This window comes from Kitasatospora sp. NPDC059812, from assembly GCF_042732075.1.
Taxonomy (GTDB): Bacteria; Actinomycetota; Actinomycetes; order Streptomycetales; family Streptomycetaceae; genus Kitasatospora.
In genome coordinates, this window is record NZ_JBHWIO010000090.1 from 1 (window position 1) to 20,788 (window position 20,788).

Annotated in this window: 23 protein-coding genes and 2 pseudogenes; 10 read left to right on the forward strand and 15 right to left on the reverse strand. The window is 71.7% G+C overall.

The annotated features are described in order from the left end of the window. From ACFV6D_RS31885 to ACFV6D_RS31895, 3 genes and pseudogenes are all read right to left on the reverse strand, one after another. Positions 1-1,293, reverse strand: a pseudogene (locus ACFV6D_RS31885) (hypothetical protein); the annotation flags it as partial. A gap of 35 nt (positions 1,294-1,328) precedes the next feature. Next, positions 1,329-1,604, reverse strand: coding sequence for a hypothetical protein (locus ACFV6D_RS31890; RefSeq protein WP_363377010.1), 276 nt, complete (start codon positions 1,602-1,604; stop codon positions 1,329-1,331). A 5-nt stretch (positions 1,605-1,609) separates the two neighbouring features. Beyond that, on the reverse strand, positions 1,610-1,867 hold the full coding sequence (locus ACFV6D_RS31895) for a hypothetical protein (RefSeq protein WP_380338485.1): 258 nt from the start codon (positions 1,865-1,867) through the stop codon (positions 1,610-1,612). Between the two features lie 293 nt (positions 1,868-2,160). On the opposite strand from ACFV6D_RS31895, the gene ACFV6D_RS31900 reads away from it, so the two are divergent. Beyond that, a complete protein-coding gene (locus ACFV6D_RS31900) occupies positions 2,161-3,147 on the forward strand; it encodes a LuxR C-terminal-related transcriptional regulator (RefSeq protein ID WP_380424308.1) in 987 nt (328 codons plus the stop codon). A gap of 27 nt (positions 3,148-3,174) precedes the next feature. On the opposite strand, the gene ACFV6D_RS31905 is transcribed toward ACFV6D_RS31900, so the two are convergent. Beyond that, positions 3,175-4,089, reverse strand: a complete 915-nt coding sequence (locus ACFV6D_RS31905; RefSeq protein WP_380562226.1) for an NAD(P)H-binding protein — start codon at positions 4,087-4,089, stop codon at positions 3,175-3,177. A 128-nt stretch (positions 4,090-4,217) separates the two neighbouring features. Beyond that, entirely contained in the window at positions 4,218-5,285 is a 1,068-nt protein-coding gene (locus ACFV6D_RS31910; protein WP_380562228.1) for a helix-turn-helix transcriptional regulator, read from the reverse strand. A 96-nt stretch (positions 5,286-5,381) separates the two neighbouring features. Here ACFV6D_RS31910 and ACFV6D_RS31915 point away from each other — a divergent pair, with 96 nt between their 5' ends. Both ACFV6D_RS31915 and ACFV6D_RS31920 read left to right on the forward strand, forming a co-directional pair. Beyond that, positions 5,382-5,780 (forward strand): VOC family protein, encoded by a 399-nt coding sequence (locus tag ACFV6D_RS31915; RefSeq protein ID WP_380338495.1) that lies wholly within the window; start codon positions 5,382-5,384, stop codon positions 5,778-5,780. Positions 5,781-5,962: 182 nt separating this feature from the next. Beyond that, the gene (locus tag ACFV6D_RS31920) at positions 5,963-6,436 is read left to right on the forward strand and encodes a nucleoside deaminase (protein WP_363377016.1); all 474 of its coding nucleotides are present in this window, start codon (positions 5,963-5,965) and stop codon (positions 6,434-6,436) included. Between the two features lie 331 nt (positions 6,437-6,767). Here ACFV6D_RS31920 and ACFV6D_RS31925 read toward each other — a convergent pair whose 3' ends face one another. Further along, the gene (locus ACFV6D_RS31925) at positions 6,768-7,136 is read right to left on the reverse strand and encodes a hypothetical protein (protein WP_063352503.1); all 369 of its coding nucleotides are present in this window, start codon (positions 7,134-7,136) and stop codon (positions 6,768-6,770) included. A gap of 116 nt (positions 7,137-7,252) precedes the next feature. Then, positions 7,253-7,705, reverse strand: coding sequence for an SRPBCC family protein (locus ACFV6D_RS31930; RefSeq protein ID WP_380370856.1), 453 nt, complete (start codon positions 7,703-7,705; stop codon positions 7,253-7,255). Positions 7,706-8,054: 349 nt separating this feature from the next. Here ACFV6D_RS31930 and ACFV6D_RS31935 point away from each other — a divergent pair, with 349 nt between their 5' ends. Further along, positions 8,055-9,131, forward strand: a complete 1,077-nt coding sequence (locus ACFV6D_RS31935; protein WP_380370858.1) for a mechanosensitive ion channel family protein — start codon at positions 8,055-8,057, stop codon at positions 9,129-9,131. 15 nt (positions 9,132-9,146) lie between these two features. On the opposite strand, the gene ACFV6D_RS31940 is transcribed toward ACFV6D_RS31935, so the two are convergent. Next, the gene (locus tag ACFV6D_RS31940; RefSeq protein ID WP_380562230.1) at positions 9,147-9,917 is read right to left on the reverse strand and encodes a maleylpyruvate isomerase N-terminal domain-containing protein; all 771 of its coding nucleotides are present in this window, start codon (positions 9,915-9,917) and stop codon (positions 9,147-9,149) included. 204 nt (positions 9,918-10,121) lie between these two features. On the opposite strand from ACFV6D_RS31940, the gene ACFV6D_RS31945 reads away from it, so the two are divergent. Together ACFV6D_RS31945 and ACFV6D_RS31950 are read left to right on the forward strand one after the other, a co-directional pair. Beyond that, positions 10,122-10,427 carry a GNAT family N-acetyltransferase gene (locus ACFV6D_RS31945; protein WP_380562232.1) on the forward strand — a complete coding sequence of 102 codons (306 nt, stop codon included), beginning with the start codon at positions 10,122-10,124 and terminating at the stop codon, positions 10,425-10,427. Positions 10,428-10,544: 117 nt separating this feature from the next. Then, complete coding sequence (locus ACFV6D_RS31950) at positions 10,545-11,291, forward strand: SDR family NAD(P)-dependent oxidoreductase (protein ID WP_107453157.1); 747 nt, start codon at positions 10,545-10,547, stop codon at positions 11,289-11,291. Positions 11,292-11,375: 84 nt separating this feature from the next. On the opposite strand, the gene ACFV6D_RS31955 is transcribed toward ACFV6D_RS31950, so the two are convergent. The 3 genes from ACFV6D_RS31955 to ACFV6D_RS31965 all read right to left on the reverse strand — a co-directional run bounded on the left by ACFV6D_RS31955 (position 11,376) and on the right by ACFV6D_RS31965 (position 13,595). Then, positions 11,376-12,359, reverse strand: coding sequence for an alpha/beta fold hydrolase (locus tag ACFV6D_RS31955; protein ID WP_380562234.1), 984 nt, complete (start codon positions 12,357-12,359; stop codon positions 11,376-11,378). 330 nt (positions 12,360-12,689) lie between these two features. Beyond that, positions 12,690-13,124: a hypothetical protein gene (locus ACFV6D_RS31960; RefSeq protein WP_380562236.1), complete on the reverse strand. Its 435-nt coding sequence runs from the start codon at positions 13,122-13,124 to the stop codon at positions 12,690-12,692. Between the two features lie 48 nt (positions 13,125-13,172). Continuing rightward, complete coding sequence (locus ACFV6D_RS31965; protein ID WP_380562238.1) at positions 13,173-13,595, reverse strand: hypothetical protein; 423 nt, start codon at positions 13,593-13,595, stop codon at positions 13,173-13,175. Positions 13,596-13,771: 176 nt separating this feature from the next. On the opposite strand from ACFV6D_RS31965, the gene ACFV6D_RS31970 reads away from it, so the two are divergent. After that, entirely contained in the window at positions 13,772-15,121 is a 1,350-nt protein-coding gene (locus ACFV6D_RS31970) for an LGFP repeat-containing protein (protein WP_380562240.1), read from the forward strand. A 389-nt stretch (positions 15,122-15,510) separates the two neighbouring features. Here ACFV6D_RS31970 and ACFV6D_RS31975 read toward each other — a convergent pair whose 3' ends face one another. The 3 genes from ACFV6D_RS31975 to ACFV6D_RS31985 form a co-directional block, all read right to left on the reverse strand. Then, positions 15,511-15,936: a hypothetical protein gene (locus ACFV6D_RS31975; RefSeq protein WP_380370879.1), complete on the reverse strand. Its 426-nt coding sequence runs from the start codon at positions 15,934-15,936 to the stop codon at positions 15,511-15,513. A 431-nt stretch (positions 15,937-16,367) separates the two neighbouring features. Then, positions 16,368-17,174: an alpha/beta fold hydrolase gene (locus ACFV6D_RS31980; RefSeq protein ID WP_380562242.1), complete on the reverse strand. Its 807-nt coding sequence runs from the start codon at positions 17,172-17,174 to the stop codon at positions 16,368-16,370. Positions 17,175-17,283: 109 nt separating this feature from the next. Next, the gene (locus ACFV6D_RS31985; protein ID WP_363584314.1) at positions 17,284-17,646 is read right to left on the reverse strand and encodes a MerR family transcriptional regulator; all 363 of its coding nucleotides are present in this window, start codon (positions 17,644-17,646) and stop codon (positions 17,284-17,286) included. Between the two features lie 77 nt (positions 17,647-17,723). Between ACFV6D_RS31985 and ACFV6D_RS31990 the strand changes: the two genes are divergently transcribed. Further along, complete coding sequence (locus tag ACFV6D_RS31990; protein ID WP_380562244.1) at positions 17,724-18,950, forward strand: MFS transporter; 1,227 nt, start codon at positions 17,724-17,726, stop codon at positions 18,948-18,950. Between the two features lie 58 nt (positions 18,951-19,008). Here the strand turns inward: ACFV6D_RS31990 and ACFV6D_RS31995 are convergent. Beyond that, a pseudogene (locus tag ACFV6D_RS31995) lies at positions 19,009-19,113 on the reverse strand (glyoxalase/bleomycin resistance/dioxygenase family protein); the annotation flags it as partial. 69 nt (positions 19,114-19,182) lie between these two features. Between ACFV6D_RS31995 and ACFV6D_RS32000 the strand changes: the two are divergent. Next, a complete protein-coding gene (locus ACFV6D_RS32000; RefSeq protein ID WP_380562246.1) occupies positions 19,183-19,581 on the forward strand; it encodes an ArsR/SmtB family transcription factor in 399 nt (132 codons plus the stop codon). Between the two features lie 155 nt (positions 19,582-19,736). Then, positions 19,737-20,741: an ACR3 family arsenite efflux transporter gene (gene arsB / locus ACFV6D_RS32005; RefSeq protein WP_244293857.1), complete on the forward strand. Its 1,005-nt coding sequence runs from the start codon at positions 19,737-19,739 to the stop codon at positions 20,739-20,741. The last annotated feature ends 47 nt before the right edge of the window (positions 20,742-20,788 follow it).

The following is a 20,788-nucleotide window of genomic DNA, read 5'->3' on the forward strand; positions in this document are numbered from 1 at the left end:
CACATAGACCGCGATGGTGCCGGACTGAGTGAACACCACACTCGGGTCACTCGCCACACCCGTCGGATCACCCGCATCCGCAACCGTGACCCACGGCCCAAACGGACCACCCGGCGTGCTCTGGTTCGTGCCCTGAATGGTGCCGGCCGCAGTCCGGGCGTAGACCACCATGAGGCCGCTGGGTGTCTGGAGCGCGGCCGGCTTGCCGACGAACCCGCCACCCGTCGAAAGCTGCGCCCACGGAACGAAAGGACCGCCGGGGGTGTTCTGGTTGGTGCCGTACACGTTGCCGTCCGCACCGACCCGGTACAGGGCGATGGTGCCGTTGCTGGTGAGCACCGTCGAGTCGGCGGTGCCCCGGGCGTTCGGGGCCTGCGGCGCGATGGTGAAGGCGCCGCCCTGGTAGGTGTGCTCCTGGCCGTCGATCTCGTTGGCGATCATCGAGATGTTGAACGTGCCTGCCGCCAAGGGAGCTGTGTCGAAGGGAACTTGGTAGTTGGTGGCGCCGCCGCTGGTGGCGCGGAAGCGGTTGTAGTAGCCGTTCGGGCCGGTGACCACGTAGTCGAGCCAGTTGATGACGCCGCTCTGCGTCGGGTGTGCCGTGAGGTTCAGCGTGCCGGACACGGTCTGGCCCGAATTGAAGCCCCACAGCAGGACGTTGAAGTCGGCGGGGATGGCGGGAGCGAGGTTCTTGGAGCGCAGCAGCTCGAAGGAGGAGGTGGGGTAGCCGTCGATGGAGGACCAGTGGGTGTTGGCCGAGTACTCCTTGGTCGGGACGCTGCTGTTGTCCTCGGCGATGTACGTGAAGTCGCCGGCGGCCTGGTTGGTCCAGCCTGCGAACAGGTTGATGTGCTTGCCGGCGACGGCGAGGGCGTCGCCGGGCTGGAGCTGGGACCAACTGCCGAGCTTGGTGCTGTACTTCGGGTCGTCGATACCGGGTGCGGGGTACGTGACCGGCGGGCTGCCGGGGAGTTGCCAGGCCATGTCGACGAGGCCGCCGCAGTCGGTGCGGTACGGGCCGCCGACCGCGCTGTCGGAGAACGACTGACCCTCGTTGTAGGTGACCCCGTGGGCGACCCAGTCCCGGGCGCGCTGGACCATCTGGGCGCCGGTGAGCTTGTTCCCGACACCTGTGCCGAGGGTGCCGGTGGAGGTCGGCGCCTTGTTGCCGTCCGGGTAGTAGGTGCCGTCCGCGGAGGCGGGGGAGGCCGTGAGAAGACCGGCGGCCACGGCGGTCGCGGCGAGCACGCAGACGCGGCGCAGGGCACGGGCGGGACGGGGCGTGCTGGGCATGGGGGTCCCCTTGGACATGGGTAGGCGAGCGATGGTCAGTGCGGGTGGACGGCGGCGGCGTACCGGCCGGCCGTTGCTGCGGTGAGGGCCCGGGCCAGCAGGTTCTCGGCGAGGGCGTGCGCGGTGGCCGGGCCGTCCGCGCGGACGAAGAGCACCAGGGCGATGCCGTCCCGGTCCGGTACGGCGCGGACGTGTTCGAGCCCGTGCTCCGGGGTGGCGTGCGCCCACAGGATGTCCTCGACGATCCGCGCCTCGGCGGTCGTGGTGGGCGCACCGCTGATGTCCACGACGGTGGCCCGGACGGCGAGCACCGCGATCAGTCCCAGCCGATGCCGCTGGCGGACGGGCCGGCCGCAACCGGCGGCACGACGGTGGAGCCGTCCCAGCCGATGCCATCCCAGCCGATGCCGTCCGCGGCCCCGCCGGCCACGACCGCGGGGACGACGGTGGGACCGTCCCAGCCGATGCCCGCCGGCGCCGTGGTCGCGGCGGTGGCGGAGGCCGCGGGCGCCAGGATCCCCGACAGGGCGACGGCTGCGACGGCGGTGGCGAGCAGGCGGGCGGTCTTGGACATGGCGGCACCCCAGGCGGCTTGAGTGGCAGGAGATCTGATCGACAGTCAGATATTCGGGAGGCTGTGCGGCGGTTGCCCCGCCGCCCTCCCGGTGACCACCATCCTGCTGGCACCGCCCGCGCCCCGGAAGGCGAGAGCCCCGTCAGCAACCGGCCTGGCCGCTTCAGGACCCGACGCCCTGCCGGGCCCCGTCCGGGGCAGGGCTGCTTGTGGAGTCGAAGCCGGGCTGGGATGATCCCGATGTGTCGCACGGCGGCACGGCACGTTCGACGTCGCACCGGGGGGCTGCGCGCATGCTGGACATGCTGGGGTTGGACCGTGTCTCGGAGGCCGTGTACCGGGCCATGCTCGCCGATCCGCAGGGCGGCGTCAGGGAGTTGTGCGACCAGCTGGGCCTGCCCGAGCCCGCCGTACGGGAGGCCCTCGACCGGCTGGCCGATCTACAGCTGCTCCGCGCCTCCCGGGAGGCACCCGGGGTTCTGCTGCCGGTGAGCCCGGCGCTCGGCCTGGAGCTGATCCTGCACCGCCAGGAGCAGGAACTGCTGCGCCGCCAACAGGAGCTGGAGATCGGCAAGGCCGCGGCCGCCCGGGCGATCGCCGAGTACGCCGACCTGCGGCCGAACACCCCGGCCGAGACCGCCGAACGCCTGGTGGGCCTGGACGCGATCCAGGCCAAGCTGGAGATCCTCGCCCAGGAGGTCACCGGGGAGTGCCTGTCCGTGATGCCCGGCGGAGCGCAGTCCCGGGCCAGCCTGGACGCCTCCCGGCCGCTGGACGAGGCGGCCATGCGGCGCGGGGTGGCGCTGCTGACGCTCTACCAGGACAGCGTGCGGCACGATCCGGCGACGCTCGCCTACGCCCGCTGGATGACCGAGGAGAGCGGGCTGGTCCGCACCTGCCCGACGCTGCCGCCCCGGATGCTCATCTTCGACCGCCAGGTCGCCGTGGTCCCGATCGACCCGGCCCACACCCGGCTCGGCGCCCTGTGCACGCGCGAGCCCGGGATCGTCGCCTCCCTGGTCGCCCTCTTCGAGCGGACCTGGCAGGCCGCCGTCCCGCTCGGCGCCGACCGGCGCAAGGACACCGGGACCGGCCTCAGCGCCACCGAGCAGGAACTCCTGCGGCTGCTCGCGTCCGGCCTCACCGACGAGACCGCCGGCCGGAGCCTAGGCCTGTCGGCACGCAGCGTCCGCCGCCAGATGGCCGGGCTGATGGAACGCCTCGACGCGTCGAGCCGCTTCGAGGCCGGCCTCAAGGCGGCGCAGCGCGGCTGGCTCTGAGCGACCGCTCCCCTGGCACCCGGCCGGCTACGGCTGCCGGGCGAGCAGGTCCTTGATCACGGTGTCGAACCCCCGCGGGGGGCGAGCGAGAAGGTCGGCGACGTCGTCCGTCGCCCGGTCGTACCGGTTCTCGCCGTGCAGCCTGGCCATCGTGGCGATGTGGTCGAACACGTGGTCCGGCAGGCCCTGGCTCTTGAGGTCGTGCTCCAGCCACTCCTGGTAGGGCACGTCGACGTACGTCACGTCGCGGCCCAGGGCGGCCGAGAACTCGGCCGCGATGGCCGTCATGTCGCGGGATCGAGCCCCGGTCAGCTCGTAGACGCGGCGGGCCCGGGGAGCAGGATCGAGCAGGAGTGCGGTGACGACCTCGGCCACGTCGGCGGCCGCGACCGGTGAGGTCCGAGCCGAGCCGAAGGGGAGGCGGATCGTGCCGTCCCGCCGGATCGAAGCGGCCGCCACCTCGGTGAAGAGCGGATTCTCCATGAACACGGTGGGCCGGACGTGGACAACCGGCGCCCCGGACCAGTCGAGGACGTGTTCGGCGAGGTAGTGCAGCCGCTGCTGCCGGGACTCGGCGTCGCTGGTGAGGTCCATCTGCGAGACGGTCATCTGCGAGATGCTGACCAGCAGTTCCAGGCCGGCGCTCTCCCGGGCGGCGGCCGCCACCGTCGCCGCAGCCTCCAGGTAGGCGGACGACACGCTCATCCCGAAGTAGGCCCGGCGGCAGCCGGCCAGCGCCTCGACCACGTCCGCACCACGGGTGAGGTCACCGACCAGCACCTCCACGCCGCCCATCGTCCTCAGGTCCGAGGCCCGCTCGTCGTCGTGGTGCACGAGAGCCCTGACGGGCACGTTCCGCGCCCGCAACCGCTCCAGGATCCTGCGTCCGACTCCGCCGACCCCTCCGCCGGCGCCGGTGACAAGGACAGGTTCTACGAGCACGGCGATTGCCTCCTACCTACCTGACCGGGACCTCCGGTGCACTGCCAACGCTCCCGCGCCGGGAAGGTTCCGCGGGTCCTTGACGCCAGGACGGGCGCATCGACGTCCGTGGGGGCACGTCGGGCGCATCAGTGTCCGGTCCGGTCCGGGTCGCAGGCCTGGCGGGCGGAGGCGGCGAGCCGGTCGGCGAGCGCGATGACGAGGCCGCGGAGTTCGTCCGGTCGCTCGATGACGAACGGCCGGTCGAGCGAGGCGAGTACGGGGGGCAGCCAGTCGAGCCGCTCCGCCCGCAGTTCGACGTGCAGCCACCGCTCGGTGTGCGGATCCGTTCCTTCCTTGGGCGCCGGTACGGGCTCCTCGATGCTCGCGACGCTGGCGGGGAGCCGGGCGCGGATCTGCTCGACCGTCCCGTGGATCCGCAGGGTCACCTCGTACCGGTACGCGGCCTTGGCGAGCCCGGACAGGACGCGCCGGGCCGGATCAAGCCCGGCGGGCGGCTCGAACGAGCCCGGCAGGGGCCGCGCGTCCGCGATGCGATCGAGCCGGAAGGTCCGGTCCTGGCCGATCTCGGGATCGACCTCGGGATCGGTGCCCGTGACGTACCACCGCCCCGCGTGGGTGACGATCCCGTACGGGTGCAGCGTGCGTTCGCTCGGCCGGCCGTCCCGGGCGGTGTACCTGATCGAGAGCGGGCGGCGGTGGCGCACCGCGTCGGCGACGGCGAGCAGGACGCCCGTCTCCGGGGTGGCCGCCTCGCCGGGCTCGGCCGTGAAGGCGAGGGATTCCAGGACGGCGTCGAGCCGACGGGCGAGGCGCTCGGGCAGTACCCGGCGGATCTTGGCCGCCGCCGTCTCGCCCGCCGTTCCGGTCGCGGTCCCGGTCGCGGTCCCGCCCGCCGTCCCGGTCGCCGTCAGCAGCCCAGCCCTGCGGCCGACGACGAGGCCGAGCAGCACGGCGAGCGCCTCGTCGTCGTTGAGCATGAGCGGAGGCAGGCGGTACCCGGGAGCGAGCCGGTACCCGCCGTAGCGGCCGCGGACCGCCTCGACGGGGATGTCGAGGTCGACCAGGTGGTCCACGTACCGCCGCACGGTGCGCCCGTCGACGCCGAGCCGGTCGGCGAGTTCGGCCACTGTCCTGATGCCGCCCGACTGCAGGAGTTCCAGGAGGGTGAGCACGCGGCTGGTAGGTCGGCCCATGTCCACGAGCCTAGCGCTGATACCGGACCGATTCTGTCCACTATTTCCTCTACCGTCCGGGGTGCAACGGCTTCACCGACCTGAGGAGAGCGCACCATGGACTTCGTTTCGATCCGGATCATCACGGGCGACATCGCACGCCTCGTCGGCTTCTACGAGCGGGCCACCGGGGTACAGGCGCACTGGTCCACCGAGGACTTCGCCGAACTGCGGACCGCCGGCGGGACCCTCGCGATCGGCAGCACCCGGACGGTGGCACTGTTCGCGCCCGGCTCCGCCCGTCCGGCCGACAACAACAGCGTGATCTTCGAATTCCTCGTCGCCGACGTGGACGACGTGTACCGGAACCTGACCGGCTTCGTCACCGACTTCGTGACCGAGCCCACCACGATGCCCTGGGGCAACCGGTCGCTCCTGTTCCGTGACCCCGACGGCAACCTCGTCAACTTCTTCACCCCCGTCACACCGGCGGCCGTCGAGAAGTTCGCCCACTGACGACAGCCCGGCCGCCTGGGCGGGGGCCGGTCCCGGCGGCACGCTCCGCACCGGCTCGCGGGCCCGGGCCGCCGCCGGGGGTGGTCGCGGGCGGAGGGCGGCTGGGGCAACCTGGTACCACCACCCCGCCCGACCGCGACACCATGGCCCCGCCCCACCGCCGATCCCCTGAGGAGCACGTCATGACCGACCGCACCCGCGAGCACCTGCTCGCGGCCATCGAGATCGCGGCCGACGCCCGGGCGCACGGCAACCACCCCTTCGGAGCGCTGCTGACCGACCCCGCCGGGAACGTCCTGCTCACCGCCGAGAACTCGGTGCTCACCGACCGCGATGTCACCGCCCACGCGGAGACCAATCTGGTGCGGGAGGCCTCGCGGACCCTGGCCCCGACGCAGCTCGTCGACGCCGTCCTGTACACGAGTACCGAACCGTGCGCGATGTGCGCCGGGGCGATCTACTGGAGCGGCATCCGCAAGGTCGTCTACGCGCTCGCCGGGGCGGAGCTGAACGCCATCGCCGGGGTGGACCCGGAGGAACCGGTGCTCGACCTGCCGTGCCGCCAGGTCTTCGCCGCCGGCGGCAGCACCGTGGAGGCGTCCGGCCCGCACCTCTTCGAGGAGGCCTCCGCGGTGCACACGGGGTACTGGGGGTAACGCTCCGGCCCGTCTCTTGGGACTCCTCGGTCGGGCTGCTCAGGGCTGCTCAGTCCGGCGGCTCGGGCGGGCGGGGCACGCCGGGCTCAGGCTCGGGCTCAGGCCCGGGCGGCGCGGGTGACGGCGTAGCGGGGCCCGGAAACACCGGATCCGGCGGCGGCTCGGGCACACCGGGCGGCAGCGGAGGATCCGGCACCAGGGGCGGGGCGGACGGGTCGGCCGGCTTCGGCGGACTGACGGGTCCGACGGACTGGGACTGCGGCTGGAACCGGGACTGCGGCTGAGGCTGGAGCTGCGTGGAACCGTACGGCATGGCTGCTGCTCCCTTTCGTCAGAAGATCCGACCGCCGTAGAACGGGTCGTAGTAGAGCCCGTAGCGGTCGCGGACGTCGGCCGACACGTCGGCCGCGCCGTCGTCGAGGCCGGGACCGTTCCTGATGTCGTCCTTGGACCGGTCGACGTACACCTTCTGCTCGCCGATCTCGATCCGGATCACGGTGCCGGCGGGCAGGAGCACCCGCCTGCCGAGGATCCACGGACCGGTGTCGACGACCAGGTGCTGGGCGCCGACGGCCTCGGACAGCTTGTCGATCTTGCCGATCGCTCCGTCGGTGGCCTCGACGTGGAAGCCGATGAGGTCGGTGCCCGCCGTGTGACCGGCGGTGTCCCGGAACTCCCAGATGTTGACGCGATCACTCACGACCGTCTCCTTCCGTCGTCGGGTCTGGCTGTCAGGTTTGGCTGTCAGGTTTGGCTGTCAGGTCTGACTGCCTGATCGGGCTGTCGGTACGCTTCGGCTGCCCCCGATCCGGAGGTTCATGCCGCTGTGTCGTCGACCGTGGCCTCGACCGGTCCGCCGCCCTCCTCGACGTGGCGCTTGAAGTCGGTCAGGTCGTCGATCACCCGCCGGTCGACGAACCCGAGGGCCTCCGCGAGGTGCTCCCAGAGCCCGTGCGGTTCGACCTCCAGCTGGAACATCACCCGGGTGGCGGCGTCGCCCACGGCGTGGAAGGTGACCACACCCTGGTGCCGCACCGGGCCAGGGCCGCTGTCCCACGCCACGCGGTCGTTCTCCACCAGCTCCGTGGTCACGGCCCTGAACTCGCGCGGGCCGGCGGCGGTACGGACCACCCAGCTGGTGTCCTGGCCCGACCGGTCGACCCTGACCACACCCCGCATGAACTGCGGGAACTCCTCACACCTGACCCAGCTCTCGTAGACCGTGCCGAGCGGCGCCGCCACCTCGACGGACTCCTCGATCCGGTGCATCGCTCCTCCTGACATGTCGGTGCCCGCCCGGCCGGCGGGCCTTCAAGCCCCGGCTGCCCCGTTCCCGGGCCGATATGCACCCCGCCTGAACCCTCGACGCGGACCTTCGGCCCGTCCTCCTCACCCGTCTCCCCCGCCTCATCCCCCTCACCCGAACGGCCCATCGCCGTTGCCGGACCCTCACCTCACCTCCGGCAGGTGTGAATCCCGACCTCCGGCAGGTGTGAATCCCGCCGAACGGGAAAACGGGGTCCGGGAAGCGGACCCGGGGAAGGCCCGCCCACAGCGCCGGCCCGGGGAAGGCCGGCCCACAGCGCCGCGCTGCGGCCGTCGCGGGAGGAGAGCGAGCGTGTGGTGGAGCCTGTTCCGTCTGCTCCTGGCAGGTACGGGGGTGGCCCTGACCACCTACGTCCTGGACCGGACCGCCGAACGGCTGGTCCGCAGATTCGCCCCGCACCGGCCCGGCAGCGTCATGCCGGGGATGCTGCGCAGCTGCCGGCGCCCCCTGGTCACCGTGCTCGCCACGTCCCTGTCCCTCGCCGTCCAGCCGTGGGTCGGTGGTTCGCCGGAGACCCGGGAGCAGCTGCACCACCTCTTGGTCCTGCTGGCGATCGCCTCCGGCGGATGGCTCGGCGCCCGGGCGGTCGGGCTCGTCGTCGAAGGCGCCGTCCGCCTCGCCGTCCACCGCCGCGACCCCTCCTCGGCCGGCCGCGCCCGCACCCAGGCGGGTCTGCTCGGCCGGATCTGCCAGGCGATCATCGCGATCGCCGCCCTGGGCGCGATGCTGATGACCTTCCCCTCCGTACGCGGCATCGGGACCAGTCTGCTCGCCTCGGCGGGCCTGGTCGGTGTGGTCGCGGGCATCGCCGCGCAGAGCGTGTTGGCCAACCTCTTCGCCGGGGTGCAGCTGGCCTTCGGCGACCTGGTCCGGATCGGCGACGTGGTCGTGGTGTCCGGCGAGTGGGGCACCGTGGAGGAGATCACCCTCACCGCGGTGGTGATCGCCACCTGGGACCAGCGCCGCCTGGTGATGCCGATGTCCTACTTCGCAGGCCGCCCGTTCGAGAACTGGTCGCGCCGCTCCAGCCGGATCACCGGCACCGCCTTCCTCCACCTCGACCACCGGGCCCCGGTCCCCCTGCTGCGCAAGGAGTTCGACGCGTTCCTCGCCGACAGCCCCCTCTGGGACGGCCAGGGCAGCGCCCTACAGGTCGTCGACACCACGCCCACCACCATCGTGGTCCGGCTCCTGGCGACCGCCGCCAACGCCGACGACGCGTTCTCCCTCCGCTGCCAGCTCCGCGAGCACCTGGTGACGCACATCTGCGAACACCACCCCGAGGCGCTCCCCCGGGTGTCCGTCACCCCGGCGCCCCGGACCGAGCCGGACACCCCGCGCGCCCCCTACCCGCCACCCGCTCAGTAGCCCCTCAGTAGCCCCTCAGTAGCCGCTCAGCAGAGCACGCACCCGTCGCAGCTCCTCCGGACCGGCCGTGCTGTGCCAGCGGCCCGGGTCCGCCGGACGCCGCCCCCACAACAGCAGGACGCGCACCGCGGCGTCGCTCTCGATGGTGGCCGGGCCCTCGGGCGGGGCCAGGGCGATGGACGCACCACCGGCGTCCGCGGTCACCAGGACGTCGTCGGTCCCGGGGACGCGCAGGCGGGCCTCGGCGCGCCCCCCGGGCCCGAGGTCGAGGCCGGCCACGCCCCGGGCCAGCAGCGGCCGGCCGACCAGCCGCACGCTGTGCGACGTCATCCACGGCTCGGCGAGCGCCTCCCGGGCCGTACGGTCGTCTCCGGTGAGGTCCCACCGATGGAGGATCAGCTCCTCGCGCAGGTGCTCGGCGAAGAACGGCACCGTCACGGTCCGGCCGGTCCACCGCACCTCGGTGTCCGGGGGCAGGTCGCTCTCCGCGCCCGCGGCGACCTCGGCCAGTTCGGCGCAGCGGGCGGCGAAGGCCTCCCACAGCTGTGCGTCGGACATCCGCCGGTACGGCTCCTCCCGCTCGAAGCCGCGGGTCTCCACGGGCTCGCCCGCGTGGAAGGCGCGCAGGACGCGGGCGAGTTCCTCGGCGTTGCCGGTCTGGTGGGCGAGGACGTCCCGCACCGTCCATGCCTCGCACCACGTCCCGTCGTCGGGCCTGCGTTCCTGGACCGCCCGCACGAACGGGACGAGTTCCGGCAGGACGTCACTGACCGCAGCGGGAATCATGCGCCATGGGTATCCCGGCAGCCGCGCCGGGCAAACCTGCCGCCCGACAGTTCGGCTGCCGGATGGTCACCTGGCGGTCTGGCCGGTGTCCGTGGGCCCTCGTCGGCGACCGGACGACAAATGTTGATTCTTCAACTATAGTGGCGATGCCGCGCCACCCCGCCACCGGCCCTCCAGGGCCGTCCCCCACCTTGCGGAGGAACCATGGACCAGCTCGTCACCGACAACACCGAGAAGTCGCGCTTCGAGATCCAGGACGGCGGAGAACTCGCCGGCTTCGCCGAGTACCACCGCTCCGGCGACGAGATCGCCTTCATCCACACCGAGATCGACCCCCGCTTCGAGGGCCGCGGCCTGGCCGGCCGCCTGGCACGCGCGGCACTGGACACGGCCCGCGAGCAGGCACTCGCCGTACTCCCCTACTGCCCCTTCATCCGCAGCTGGATCACCAAGCACCCCGAATACACCGACCTGGTCCCCACCTCCCACCGAGCCCGCTTCGGCCTCTGAGCCGCACGTCGGCCGGCGCCACGGCGAGAAGCGGGAGGCTCCCCGGCCCCGGATTGCCAACTTCCCTTCCGGGGAGGCGGCTTGCCGGGCGCAGTGATGCCTCGCACAATCGCTGTCATGTCGACGAACACCTCGGAAAGCCACTCCGCGCCGTCCCCGGCTCCGGCCCCCGGCAGGCGCGTGCTCCTGATCGGCGCGTCCCGGGGCCTCGGCCTCGCCCTCGCCCAGGAATGGGCGCGGGCCGGCTGGCAGGTCGTGGCCACCGTGCGCGGCTCGGGCCGGACCGGCCTGCACGAGCTCGCCGATGCCGACGCCCACGCCGGGCAGGTCGAGATCGAGACCGTCGACATCACCGAGCCCGAGCAGGTCGCGGCGCTGAGCGGTCGCCTGGCCGGCCGGACGTTCGACCTGCTCTTCGTGAACGCCGGCGTCACGAACCAGCCCGAGGGCACGGTGGCGCAGACCTCCACCGAGGAGTTCGTCCGGGTCATGGTCACCAACGCGCTGAGCCCGCTGCGCGTCATCGAAGCCCTCCAGGACCTCGTCGAGCCAGCGGGCACGATCGCGGTGATGTCCTCGGGCCAGGGCAGCGTGGCCAACAACGAGCGCGGCGGCCACGAGGTGTACCGCGGCAGCAAGGCCGCGCTCAACACGTTCATGCGCAGCTACGCGGCCCGGCACAGCGGCGAACCCCGGTCCCTGGTCCTGATGGCCCCCGGCTGGGTGCGCACCGACATGGGCGGCTCGGACGCCCTGCTCGGCATCGACGAGAGCATCCCGAACGTGGTCAGGACGCTCGACGCCCTCCGGAGCAGCCCGGGCCTGCACTACGTCGACTACCTCGGCCGAACCGTGGCCTGGTGAGCGCGGCGCTCCAAAGCACCACGGCGCTGATGGGCCGCGAGTTCGACCCGACCGTCGAGCCCGCGCAGCACCCTGCCCCCCCGCTCAGGAGGGGAGGGAGGCGAGCCAGTCGGTCAGGATCCGGTTGACCTCGGTGGGGCGTTCCTGCTGGACCCAGTGCCCGCAGCCGTCGAGGATGTGACTGGAGAGCAGGCCGGGCAGGGTCGCGGGGTAGGCCGCGATCGCGTCGGCCAGCCAGGTGGTGGAGGCGTCCCGGCTTCCGCCGATGAACAGGGACGGCTGGGTGACGGGGGCACCGTCGAAGTCGGCGAGGTCCTCCCAGTCCCGGTCCATGTTCCGGTAGCGGCCCAGCGCTCCGCTCATGCCGGTTCGCTCGAACTCTCCGGCGTAGACGTCGAGTTCCTCCACGCTGAGCCAGCCGGGCCGCCGTCCGGCGGGGAACCGGTCGCGAAGTGTCCCGCCACGGCTGACGAAGTGCGGGTCGGGTGCGCCGGCCGCCGGCATGGTGTCGGCGGACAACGCGGCGTAGAAGCCCGCGAGCCAGCCGCGCACGTCCGGTTCGATCTCGGCCTCGGCCCGGCCCGGCTCCTGGAAGTAGGAGACGTAGAACTCCTCGTCGCCGCCCAGTTGCCCGAAGACCTCGCTGGGCCTCGGGCCGCCCCGCGGGAGGTAGGGAACGCTCAGCAGCCCCACGGCGCGGAAGACGTCCGGTCGGATCAGGGCGGAGTTGGCGGCGATGGTCGAGCCCCAGTCGTGGCCGACGATCACCGCGGACCGTTCGCCCAGGGCGTGCACCACCGCGACGTTGTCCTCGACCAGGTCGAACATCCGGTACGCGGTCACCTCCTCGGGCCTGGAGGAGCGCCCGTACCCGCGGACATCGATGGCGACCGCGCGGTATCCGGCAGCGGCCAGCACCGGCAACTGGTGGCGCCAGGAGTACCAGGACTCCGGGAACCCGTGCAGCAGCAGGACCAGCGGCCCGGCACCCTGCTCCACCAGGTGGATCCGGCCGGCGGGCGAGGGGACCAGCCGGTGAGTGGGGCCCGTGGTCCGCGACGGTGACATGTGTCCTCCTGGGATCTCGATCCGGCGTACGCCAAGTTCGGTTCGGCGAACCGACATTCGACGACCCGCTGTTCGGCGGCGTGATGCCGATGCAGTGCTGACGCAGTGCCGATCATGCTGCGCGCGTACCGCGGAGGGCGAGGCCTGTTGCCATTTCAGCAAACCGACCCGCGGCCCGCCCGTGACAATGCTCCGATCGGTCTCTCCGCCCGGGCACTGTCAGGGTCCGGGGTTCTACCGTGACATCGCCGCCGGTTCGTCGATGCCCCCAACCGGCCGGGCCGTCGTGGACGACCACCCGGTCATGGGTGCAACCGTTCTCCGACGCCCCTACCCCCTGGAGAAGACCCGCTGCGCGCTCCCCCGCGGCTGGCCGCCCAGGCTGGCCACCGTGCCCGTTCGCTCCTCCTGCAGATAGATCTCGCAGTCGCCCCCGGAGTAGTAGTCCCGCAGCACCACGAAGACCCCCGACCCCGCGTCGTCCACACTCCCCGCCCGCCAACTCCCCTGGTACTCCCCCAACGCCGCACCCTGCCCGACGGGATCCTTCGCGCAGAAGTACCCGTCGAGCCGCACCTCACCGAGCCGGCCCCCCTCCCGCAGTTCGATCACCTCGTCCCGCGACGCCCAACGCCCCACGTAGTCCTTCGGATCCGGCCCGCCCGACCGGGCCTTCAGATACCCCGTCAGCCCCGCGATCAGCAGGACACCCGCCAACAGGACAACGCCCTCCCGGGACTTCAGGTACTTCCATCGACCAGCCACTGCTCCCCCTCGCTCCACGCCGTCGCACTCGAAGTCACCACGGCCATCTCAGCCCTTCTCCATGACGAACCCCTTGCTCGCCAGCAGCCACAGGTCCTTCTCGTTCTCCTCGGCCGTCAGCCAGATCCTGCAGTCGCCTCCCCCGTCCTTACGGGTCGCCGTCACGTACACCCCCCGACCGGCGTCGTCAAGGTAGGACTTCTTCCAACTCCCCTCCAGTTCCGTCGGCTGTGCCGGATCGGCCGCCGCGCTGTCGCACACGTAGGCCGGCACCGTCGCGGACCCGATCCGTCCGTCCGGGAGGAACTCGAGCACCGCCGTACCGCCGCTCCACCGTCCGACCGGGTCGGACACGTCAGGCCAGGAAGGCCGGAACGTCAGCCACACGACCACGCCCACGCCGAGAACACCGAGAACCCCACCCAGCACGCAGAACAGGACGCGCCGTCCCCTCGTCACACGATCCTCCATCGAATGCCTGATCGACCAATTCACATGACATTCGAGCACCGAGAACAGTAGTGACCGGTGCCCCTTCGCGGCGAACCTCTCGACCGGGCCTACCTGTGTGCTTCTGTCGCAGACCTGCCCACTCCTTGGCTCGCCGGACACTGTCCGCCTGTTGACATGCACGCGAGAATCATTCGGTGGACATCATCAGCGAACACTCAACGCCCCGCGGACGAACCCGCCGACGGGGAGCGAAGATCTCGCTCCTGCTCACCGCCCTTCTCGCCGGCTCCACCCTCCTCCCTGCGACGGCCTCCGCCGCCGGGCAGGACCCGGAACAGATCTGTGGCAAGACGGTCCAGGGCCGCATCCTGGAAAAGTACCGGGAGTACCGGACCACGCTCGGCTGCCCCAAGGACAACGAGCAGACCGCTCCCGACGGGGTGGGCCGGTTCAGTGAGTTCGACGGCGGCTCGATCTACTGGAGCCCCTCCACCGACGCCCACGCCATCTGGGGCCTCATCCGCGACAAGTGGGCCGCCATGGGCTGGGAGAAGGGCTCCCTCGGCTACCCCACCAGCGACGAACTCTCCCTCCCTGACGGCGCCGGGAAGCGCCAGGTGTTCCAGGGCGGCTCGCTCTACTGGCATCCCACGCGCTCCAACGGCGTCCACCCCGTCTGGGGCCTCATCGGCCAGCGCTGGGGACAGGCGGGCTGGGAAGGCGGGGTGTACGGCTACCCCGTCACCGATGAACTCCAGCAGGAGGGCGTCACCCAGATGTTCGAGCACGGGCCCATCCGGTGGTCGCCTAACGAGACCGCGAACCCGCTGATCCCCCGCGCGAACACCCAGTTCTTCCAGGGCAGCCCGGCCCCGGGCGATCTGAAGGAGAGCGCCACGCTGCTGCCCAAGGGCCCCGACCGGGGCATCGTCGTGGTGCGCGGCTACATCGGCGACGACGGCAACCCGATCAACCACTCCCTGGGCAACCACCGCCTGTGGAGCACCGAACCCGAAGCCAGCTCCAAGGTGGCCATCGCCTGGGACACCGCCACGGGCCAGGTCGGGATCTACGTCGACCAGTCCTGCGTCGGGGATCTGACGTGCCGCAATGCCAAGCCTCTGGTGCGCACGGAGCACGCCAAGGTGGTCCAGGACGACCGGACCCCGCAGAACGAGTACTGGGCGGAGCCCTACGGTGACGGCGGCATCCGGGTGGACGTGTCGGCGGTCAACTCGTTCGTGGACGTCCCGGGCTCGCAGTACGCGGACCTCGGCCGGATCAACGCGACGTTCCACATCTACCCGCACCGCTACGACGACAAGAACAAGAACTTCACCGGCTTCGACGTCGACACGAACAAGGACAAGTACCCGTCCTGGGAGGTCCTGCGCTACCCCCGCCTGCTGGAGAACTCCGGTTCCCCGCAGGCTCTGTGGCAAGGCGCCGTGTGGCAGGGGTCCATCACGGACCTGAAGGCCCCGCAGCACCTGTGCTACCGGAACGACCCGGACCACGCACCCGTCAACATGACCTGCAACTGATCGACGTGGGAGGGCCAGTCCATCCGGTCTCCCGCTCAGTTCACCAGCACGATGTACGGCCTGGCGGAGTGGGCGCCGATTCCGGCGCTGCGGAGGCGGCCGGGCGAAGGACCGGTCGCCTTGGAGGCCCTGTACTCGTGAAGTTCCGGCCGGGGAGGACAACAGGTCCCACCGGCCGGAACTTCGACGAGCAGTGAGGCCCCTGGAAAGCACCGCACCGGTCGGGCCTTCTCACGTTCGCAGCCACCCCGATGAGCGCTCACGGTGAGATGAGACCGCCCAAGGTCCGGTGCGACAGGGCACCGGGCAGCCTCGATACCGCGCCTCGATACGCCCCACCCTGCCAACACCCGGGCCCGGCCTGCCCGGACGGGGCCGGCAGGCCTCGGTCAGCGCACGATGAAGGCCTCGGTGAGGGACCCGCCGGGGGGAAGCTCCGAGCACGGAATGTCGGACGCCTGTTCGGTGATCGATTCGCCGGTGCGGGCGAGGACGACTCGGAGGCAGGCACTTCCGACTTCGGAGGCCCCCCACCCCGTCGGGTACACCACGTCAGCCATCACGCCCACCACGACGGAGCCCCCGTCCCCGGCCAGCGTGACGACGTGCACCGCGGTGCGCGCCGCGAGCGCCTCCAGCGACATGGCCGTCTGCGGCCCGGCAGTGAAGGCCGGTACCAGCCCGGCCGCGTACCGATGGGCATCCGCCCCGGCCTCGGCCTGCGCCCGGACGCGACGGTCCCCGGCCGCGGATCGGTCATGGACGGCAGTGACGACGAAGTCCGTCACAGCCAGCACCAGCACGGCGGCGGCCACGGCGAATACCCGGCGAAGAACCCTCATCTGATCCACTCCGAAACAGCCGGCCCTGGCGAACCAAGCGGGTTGGTCAATCGGGAAACGCTGGCGGAAGCACGACGGTACGCCTCCCTCCCCGGCAGGAAAGATGGGGCACCGCACGTCCCGGCCGACCGCTCAGCGCTGCACGGCTTCGACCTTCTCCATGGTGAGTACAGCACGGAGTTTCGCGAGGAAGCACGTCATGCGACTCATTCTCCTCCGACCGTCCAACTCATCGGTGGCAGGGCCGGATTCACGATGACCCTATGGTCCGTCGATGTCCTCGACCGCCGTGGGGTTGTCGTAGAGCGGCCAGCCCCCACTCGCAGGGGTGACCGTGGTGGCCGAGCTGGCGACGAGGTCAGCGTTCGGGCGGACGGTCCGGTGCGACCACAGCGCCGCCCCGTTCACTGGCGGGCGGGTCGGGGCAGTTCGTCGAGCCAGGCGCCGATGAGGCCCTGGACGGTCTCGGCGCACTCGACCTGCGGGTTGTGGCCGACGCCGTCGAGCACCGTCGCCGCCATCCGGGGGTAGTGGTCGAGCAGGGCGAGTTGGTCGCGCCAGCCCACCAGGGCGTCCTGCCGGGTGGTGACCAGCAGGTGCCGGCCCTGGTGCTCCGGCGCGCGGTGTTCGGGCCAGTGCGGCAGCAGGAAGTCGGCTTCTAGTTCGGCGGCGGCCGCCGGGTCGTGCGCGCGCCATCCCGGCCGGACGTACTGTTCGAAGAGCTTCCAGTTGCGCGTGGTGTGACGGGCCATGACGAGGCCGAAGAGTTCGCGGTCGACGGGCGGGAGCCGGTCGAGGAGCTCGTCGTCGCGCTCGGCCACGGTCACGCCGGGCAGGGTCCGGTCGGGGCCCCAGTGCACGACCGGTACGAGCAGCGCCGAGCCCAGGACCTGCGCCCCGAACCTCGCCGTCACCGCCCGGGCCAGCTGTCCGCCGAACGACTGCCCGAGCACGGCGAAGGGCTGCTCACCCAGTTCGGTGTGGATCCAGTCGAAGACGGCGTCGGCCAGGGCTGCCGCCGACGTCGTCCCCGGCAGCCGGGGGCTTGTGCCGTGGCCGGGGAGGTCGAGGTAGAGCCGCCGCCACCCGGGGCGGTCGGCGAAGGCGGGTTCGACGGGGAGCAGGACCCGGTGGTCGACGGTGTAGCCGTGGATCATGACGAGCGGTGTGCCGTCGCCGAATTCGAGGTGCCGGATGGCGGAGTCGGTCATGACGGAAGGGTCCAACCATCACACCAATGGCAAGGTCAAGCCGACAGGCATCCCGACGTCGGCTCACACCTCGGGCACACACCTCAGACGCACACCTCGGGCTCACGCCTCAGGCCCGGCTCTTGACCTCGGTGAGGTACTCCCGGATGGCATCGCGGTTACGGGTCAGGCACTGGATCCGACGGGTCATCCGCTCCGTCTCGGACTCCAGGGTGCCGATCATCTCCGGTGTGGCGTCGGCGAAGTGGATCGTCCGCGGGCTGTCCAGGCAGGGCAGGATCTGCCTGATGATCCGCGTGGGCAGTCCGGCGTCCAGGAGTCCGCGGATTTGCAGGACCCGGTCGACGAGGTAGTCGTCGTAGGCGCGGTAGCCGTTCGCCTCGCGGTGCGCGGTGATCAGACCCTGCTGCTCGTAGTAGCGCAGCAGGCGCGGAGGAGTGTCCGTCAGCCGGGCGAGTTCGCCGATACGCATGTGACCACCCTCACGCCCGACCGGTGCCGTTCCGGGCTGGACCTTGACATGGATGTCAAGGATAGACGATCGGGCCCATGCCCGAACTTCACTCCCCCAGCCCCTCGAACCCGCCCGCCACCCGGCTGCCTTGGCCCAGCCTGCTGGCCCTGAGCACCGCCGGATTCGTCACCATCATGACCGAGGCCCTGCCCGCCGGCGTGCTGCCCGCGATGAGTGCGGACCTCGGCGTCAGCCAGTCCGGCGCCGGGCAGTCCGTCACGCTCTACGCGGCCGGTTCCATCGCGGCCGCCATACCGCTGACCGCCGCTACCGCCGGCTGGCCGCGCAAGCGCCTGCTGCTGCTGTCCGTCGGCGGCTTCGCCGCGGCCAACGCCGTCACCGCGGTCTCGACGAACTATCCCCTCACCATGGCGGCGCGCTTCGCCGCGGGCCTGGTCGCAGGCCTGCTCTGGGCCCTGCTGGCCGGGTACGCCCGCAGCATCGTCGCGCCGGAGCAGCGCGGGAGGGCGATGGCCGTCGCCATGGGCGGCTCGACGGTCGCTCTGTCGGTGGGCGTGCCCGCCGGCACCCTGGTCGCGGCGCTGGTGGGCTGGCGCACCACCTTCGGACTGATGAGCGCCGTCGCCGTGGCACTCACCGCCTGGATGCTCGTCACACTCCCGGCCGTCCCGGGGCGGCCCGGCCACGCCCGCACCCCCGTCCGGCAGGTGCTGCGAATCCCGGGGGTGGCGGCCGTCCTCACCGTCACGGCGGCCTTCGTCCTCGCCCACAACCTGCTCTACACGTACGTCGCGGCGCTCCTCGCACCCCTGGGGCTCGGCGGCCGGACCGACACCGTCCTGCTCGTCCTCGGACTGTCCTCCCTGGTGAGCATCCTCGGTACCGGGGCGCTGATCGACCGCCACCTGCGCACCCTGACGATCGCCGCCTGCGCCCTGCTCTCCGCCGCGGCCCTGACCGTCGCCGCCGCCCTGCTCACCGGCACCTCCTGGCCCGTCTACGGCAGCGCCGCGGTCTGGGGTCTCGCCTTCGGCGGCGCCGCCACCCTCCTGCAGACGGCGGTGGCCGACGCGGCCGGCCCGGCCGGGGACATCGCCCAGTCCCTGCTCGTCACCTGCTGGAACCTCGGCATCGCCGGCGCCGCGCTCGCGGGCGGCCTCCTCCTCGACCACGGCGGCCCGAGCACGCTGCCCTGGTCCGCCCTGGCCCTGCTCGCCGCCGCCCTGACCGTCACCGCCGCCGCCCACCGCCACGGCTTCCCCCGCCCCACCGGCCACCCGATCGGCCACCCGCCCCGCTGAACGGTCCGGCCGTCCGGTCGGCTCTGCTGCGGCAATCCCCGAGGCCGTGGTGACGGGAGTGCTGCTGGTTGGTGGCGAGGCCGGCGTCCGTGAGGCGGGCGGTGGCCGCAGTGACCTGGTCGGTGGTGGCGACTTCGACGCCGAGATGGTCGATGCGGGTGTCCTCACAGGCTGGATTGATATCTGCCGATGCAACCTTGCGCCCTGGATCGAAGTTCGTCAACATAGACGTATGTCGAATCAGGAACTTCGAGTGCTAGGCCAGGACGACGACGCGGACGGATGCTGCCCCGGGCTGCTGACCGCCCCACTGGACGAGGACCAGGCCGTGGAACTAGCACGGGTGTTCAAGGCGTTGGGCGAACCGGTGCGGCTGCGGCTGCTGTCGATGATCGCCTCCCGGGCCGGGGGCGAGGTGTGCGTGTGTGACCTGACCCCGGCCTTCGACCTGTCCCAGCCGACGATCTCCCACCACCTGAAGCTGCTGCGGCAGGCCGGGCTGATCGACTGCGAGCGCCGGGGCACCTGGGTGTACTACCGGCTGGTCCCCGAGATGACCGACCGCCTCGCCAGCATCCTGACCCGCCCGGCGGCCGAGCCCCTGCCCGCACCCGCCGGGGCCACCTCGTGAGCACCCAAAACGCGCCGAACGCGCCGAACACGCCAACCCCGCCAACCGCACCAACCAGGCCAACCAGGCCAACCAGGCCAACCAGGCCAAACGCTCCAGTCGCGGCCCGGCTGTCGTTCACGGACCGCTACCTCGCGCTGTGGATCCTGGCCGCGATGGGCCTCGGCATCGGACTGGGCCGCCTGGTGCCCGGCCTCGGGGGCGCACTGGCGAAGGTGACCGTCTCCGGCGTCTCGCTGCCGATCGCGCTCGGCCTGCTGGTGATGATGTACCCGGTGCTCGCCAAGGTCCGCTACGACCGTCTCGACACCGTCACCCGCGACCGCCGCCTCCTCGTCCCCTCCCTGCTGCTGAACTGGATCGTCGGCCCGGCGCTGATGTTCGCCCTCGCCTGGCTCCTCCTGCCCGACCTGCCGGAGTACCGCACCGGGCTGATCATCGTCGGCCTCGCCCGCTGCATCGCCATGGTGATCATCTGGAACGATCTGGCCTGCGGCGACCGGGAGGCCGCCGCTGTCCTCGTCGCCCTCAACTCCGTCTTCCAGGTCGTCACCTTCGGTGCGCTGGGCTGGTTCTACCTGTCCGTCCTGCCCGGCTGGCTCGGCCTGGAACAGACCGCCCTCGACGTGTCGGTGTGGGAGATCGCCCGCAGCGTGCTGATCTTCCTCGGCATCCCGCTCGCCGCCGGCTACCTCACCCGCCGCCTGGGCGAGAAGGCCAAGGGCCGCACCTGGTACGAGGGCACGCTCCTCCCGCGCATCGGCCCCTTCGCCCTGTACGGACTGCTGTTCACGATCGTCATCCTGTTCGCCCTCCAGGGCGAGGCCGTCACCTCCCGGCCGTGGGACGTCGCCCGGATCGCGCTGCCCCTGCTGGTCTACTTCGCGCTCATGTGGACCGGCTCCCTGTTCCTCGGCCGCGCGGTGGGCCTGGACCACCCGCGGGCCACCACACTCGCGTTCACCGCCGCGGGCAACAACTTCGAACTGGCCATCGCCGTCGCCATCGCCACCTTCGGCGCCACCAGCGGCCAGGCCCTCGCCGGAGTCGTCGGCCCCCTCATCGAGGTGCCCGTCCTCATCGGCCTCGTCCACGTCGCCCTCGCCGCCCGCCGCCTCTTCCCGCAGCCCGCCACTCCCGGAGGTTCCGCCCGTGCCTGAGCCCAAGCCGTCCGTGCTCTTCGTCTGCGTCCACAACGCCGGACGCT

What these genes read in the sequence shown, in the direction of transcription:
- ACFV6D_RS32000 (WP_380562246.1), top strand. Translation starts at nt 19,183, where the DNA reads ATGTCGAATCAGGAACTTCGAGTGCTAGGCCAGGACGACGACGCGGAC.
- ACFV6D_RS31955 (WP_380562234.1), bottom strand. Translation starts at nt 12,359, where the DNA reads ATGTCACCGTCGCGGACCACGGGCCCCACTCACCGGCTGGTCCCCTCG.
- ACFV6D_RS31990 (WP_380562244.1), top strand. Translation starts at nt 17,724, where the DNA reads ATGCCCGAACTTCACTCCCCCAGCCCCTCGAACCCGCCCGCCACCCGG.
- ACFV6D_RS31920 (WP_363377016.1), top strand. Translation starts at nt 5,963, where the DNA reads ATGACCGACCGCACCCGCGAGCACCTGCTCGCGGCCATCGAGATCGCG.
- ACFV6D_RS31915 (WP_380338495.1), top strand. Translation starts at nt 5,382, where the DNA reads ATGGACTTCGTTTCGATCCGGATCATCACGGGCGACATCGCACGCCTC.
- arsB (WP_244293857.1), top strand. Translation starts at nt 19,737, where the DNA reads ATGGGCCTCGGCATCGGACTGGGCCGCCTGGTGCCCGGCCTCGGGGGC.
- ACFV6D_RS31950 (WP_107453157.1), top strand. Translation starts at nt 10,545, where the DNA reads ATGTCGACGAACACCTCGGAAAGCCACTCCGCGCCGTCCCCGGCTCCG.
- ACFV6D_RS31910 (WP_380562228.1), bottom strand. Translation starts at nt 5,285, where the DNA reads ATGGGCCGACCTACCAGCCGCGTGCTCACCCTCCTGGAACTCCTGCAG.
- ACFV6D_RS31930 (WP_380370856.1), bottom strand. Translation starts at nt 7,705, where the DNA reads ATGCACCGGATCGAGGAGTCCGTCGAGGTGGCGGCGCCGCTCGGCACG.
- ACFV6D_RS31945 (WP_380562232.1), top strand. Translation starts at nt 10,122, where the DNA reads ATGGACCAGCTCGTCACCGACAACACCGAGAAGTCGCGCTTCGAGATC.
- ACFV6D_RS31985 (WP_363584314.1), bottom strand. Translation starts at nt 17,646, where the DNA reads ATGCGTATCGGCGAACTCGCCCGGCTGACGGACACTCCTCCGCGCCTG.
- ACFV6D_RS31980 (WP_380562242.1), bottom strand. Translation starts at nt 17,174, where the DNA reads ATGACCGACTCCGCCATCCGGCACCTCGAATTCGGCGACGGCACACCG.
- ACFV6D_RS31965 (WP_380562238.1), bottom strand. Translation starts at nt 13,595, where the DNA reads ATGGAGGATCGTGTGACGAGGGGACGGCGCGTCCTGTTCTGCGTGCTG.
- ACFV6D_RS31895 (WP_380338485.1), bottom strand. Translation starts at nt 1,867, where the DNA reads ATGTCCAAGACCGCCCGCCTGCTCGCCACCGCCGTCGCAGCCGTCGCC.
- ACFV6D_RS31900 (WP_380424308.1), top strand. Translation starts at nt 2,161, where the DNA reads ATGCTGGACATGCTGGGGTTGGACCGTGTCTCGGAGGCCGTGTACCGG.
- ACFV6D_RS31940 (WP_380562230.1), bottom strand. Translation starts at nt 9,917, where the DNA reads ATGATTCCCGCTGCGGTCAGTGACGTCCTGCCGGAACTCGTCCCGTTC.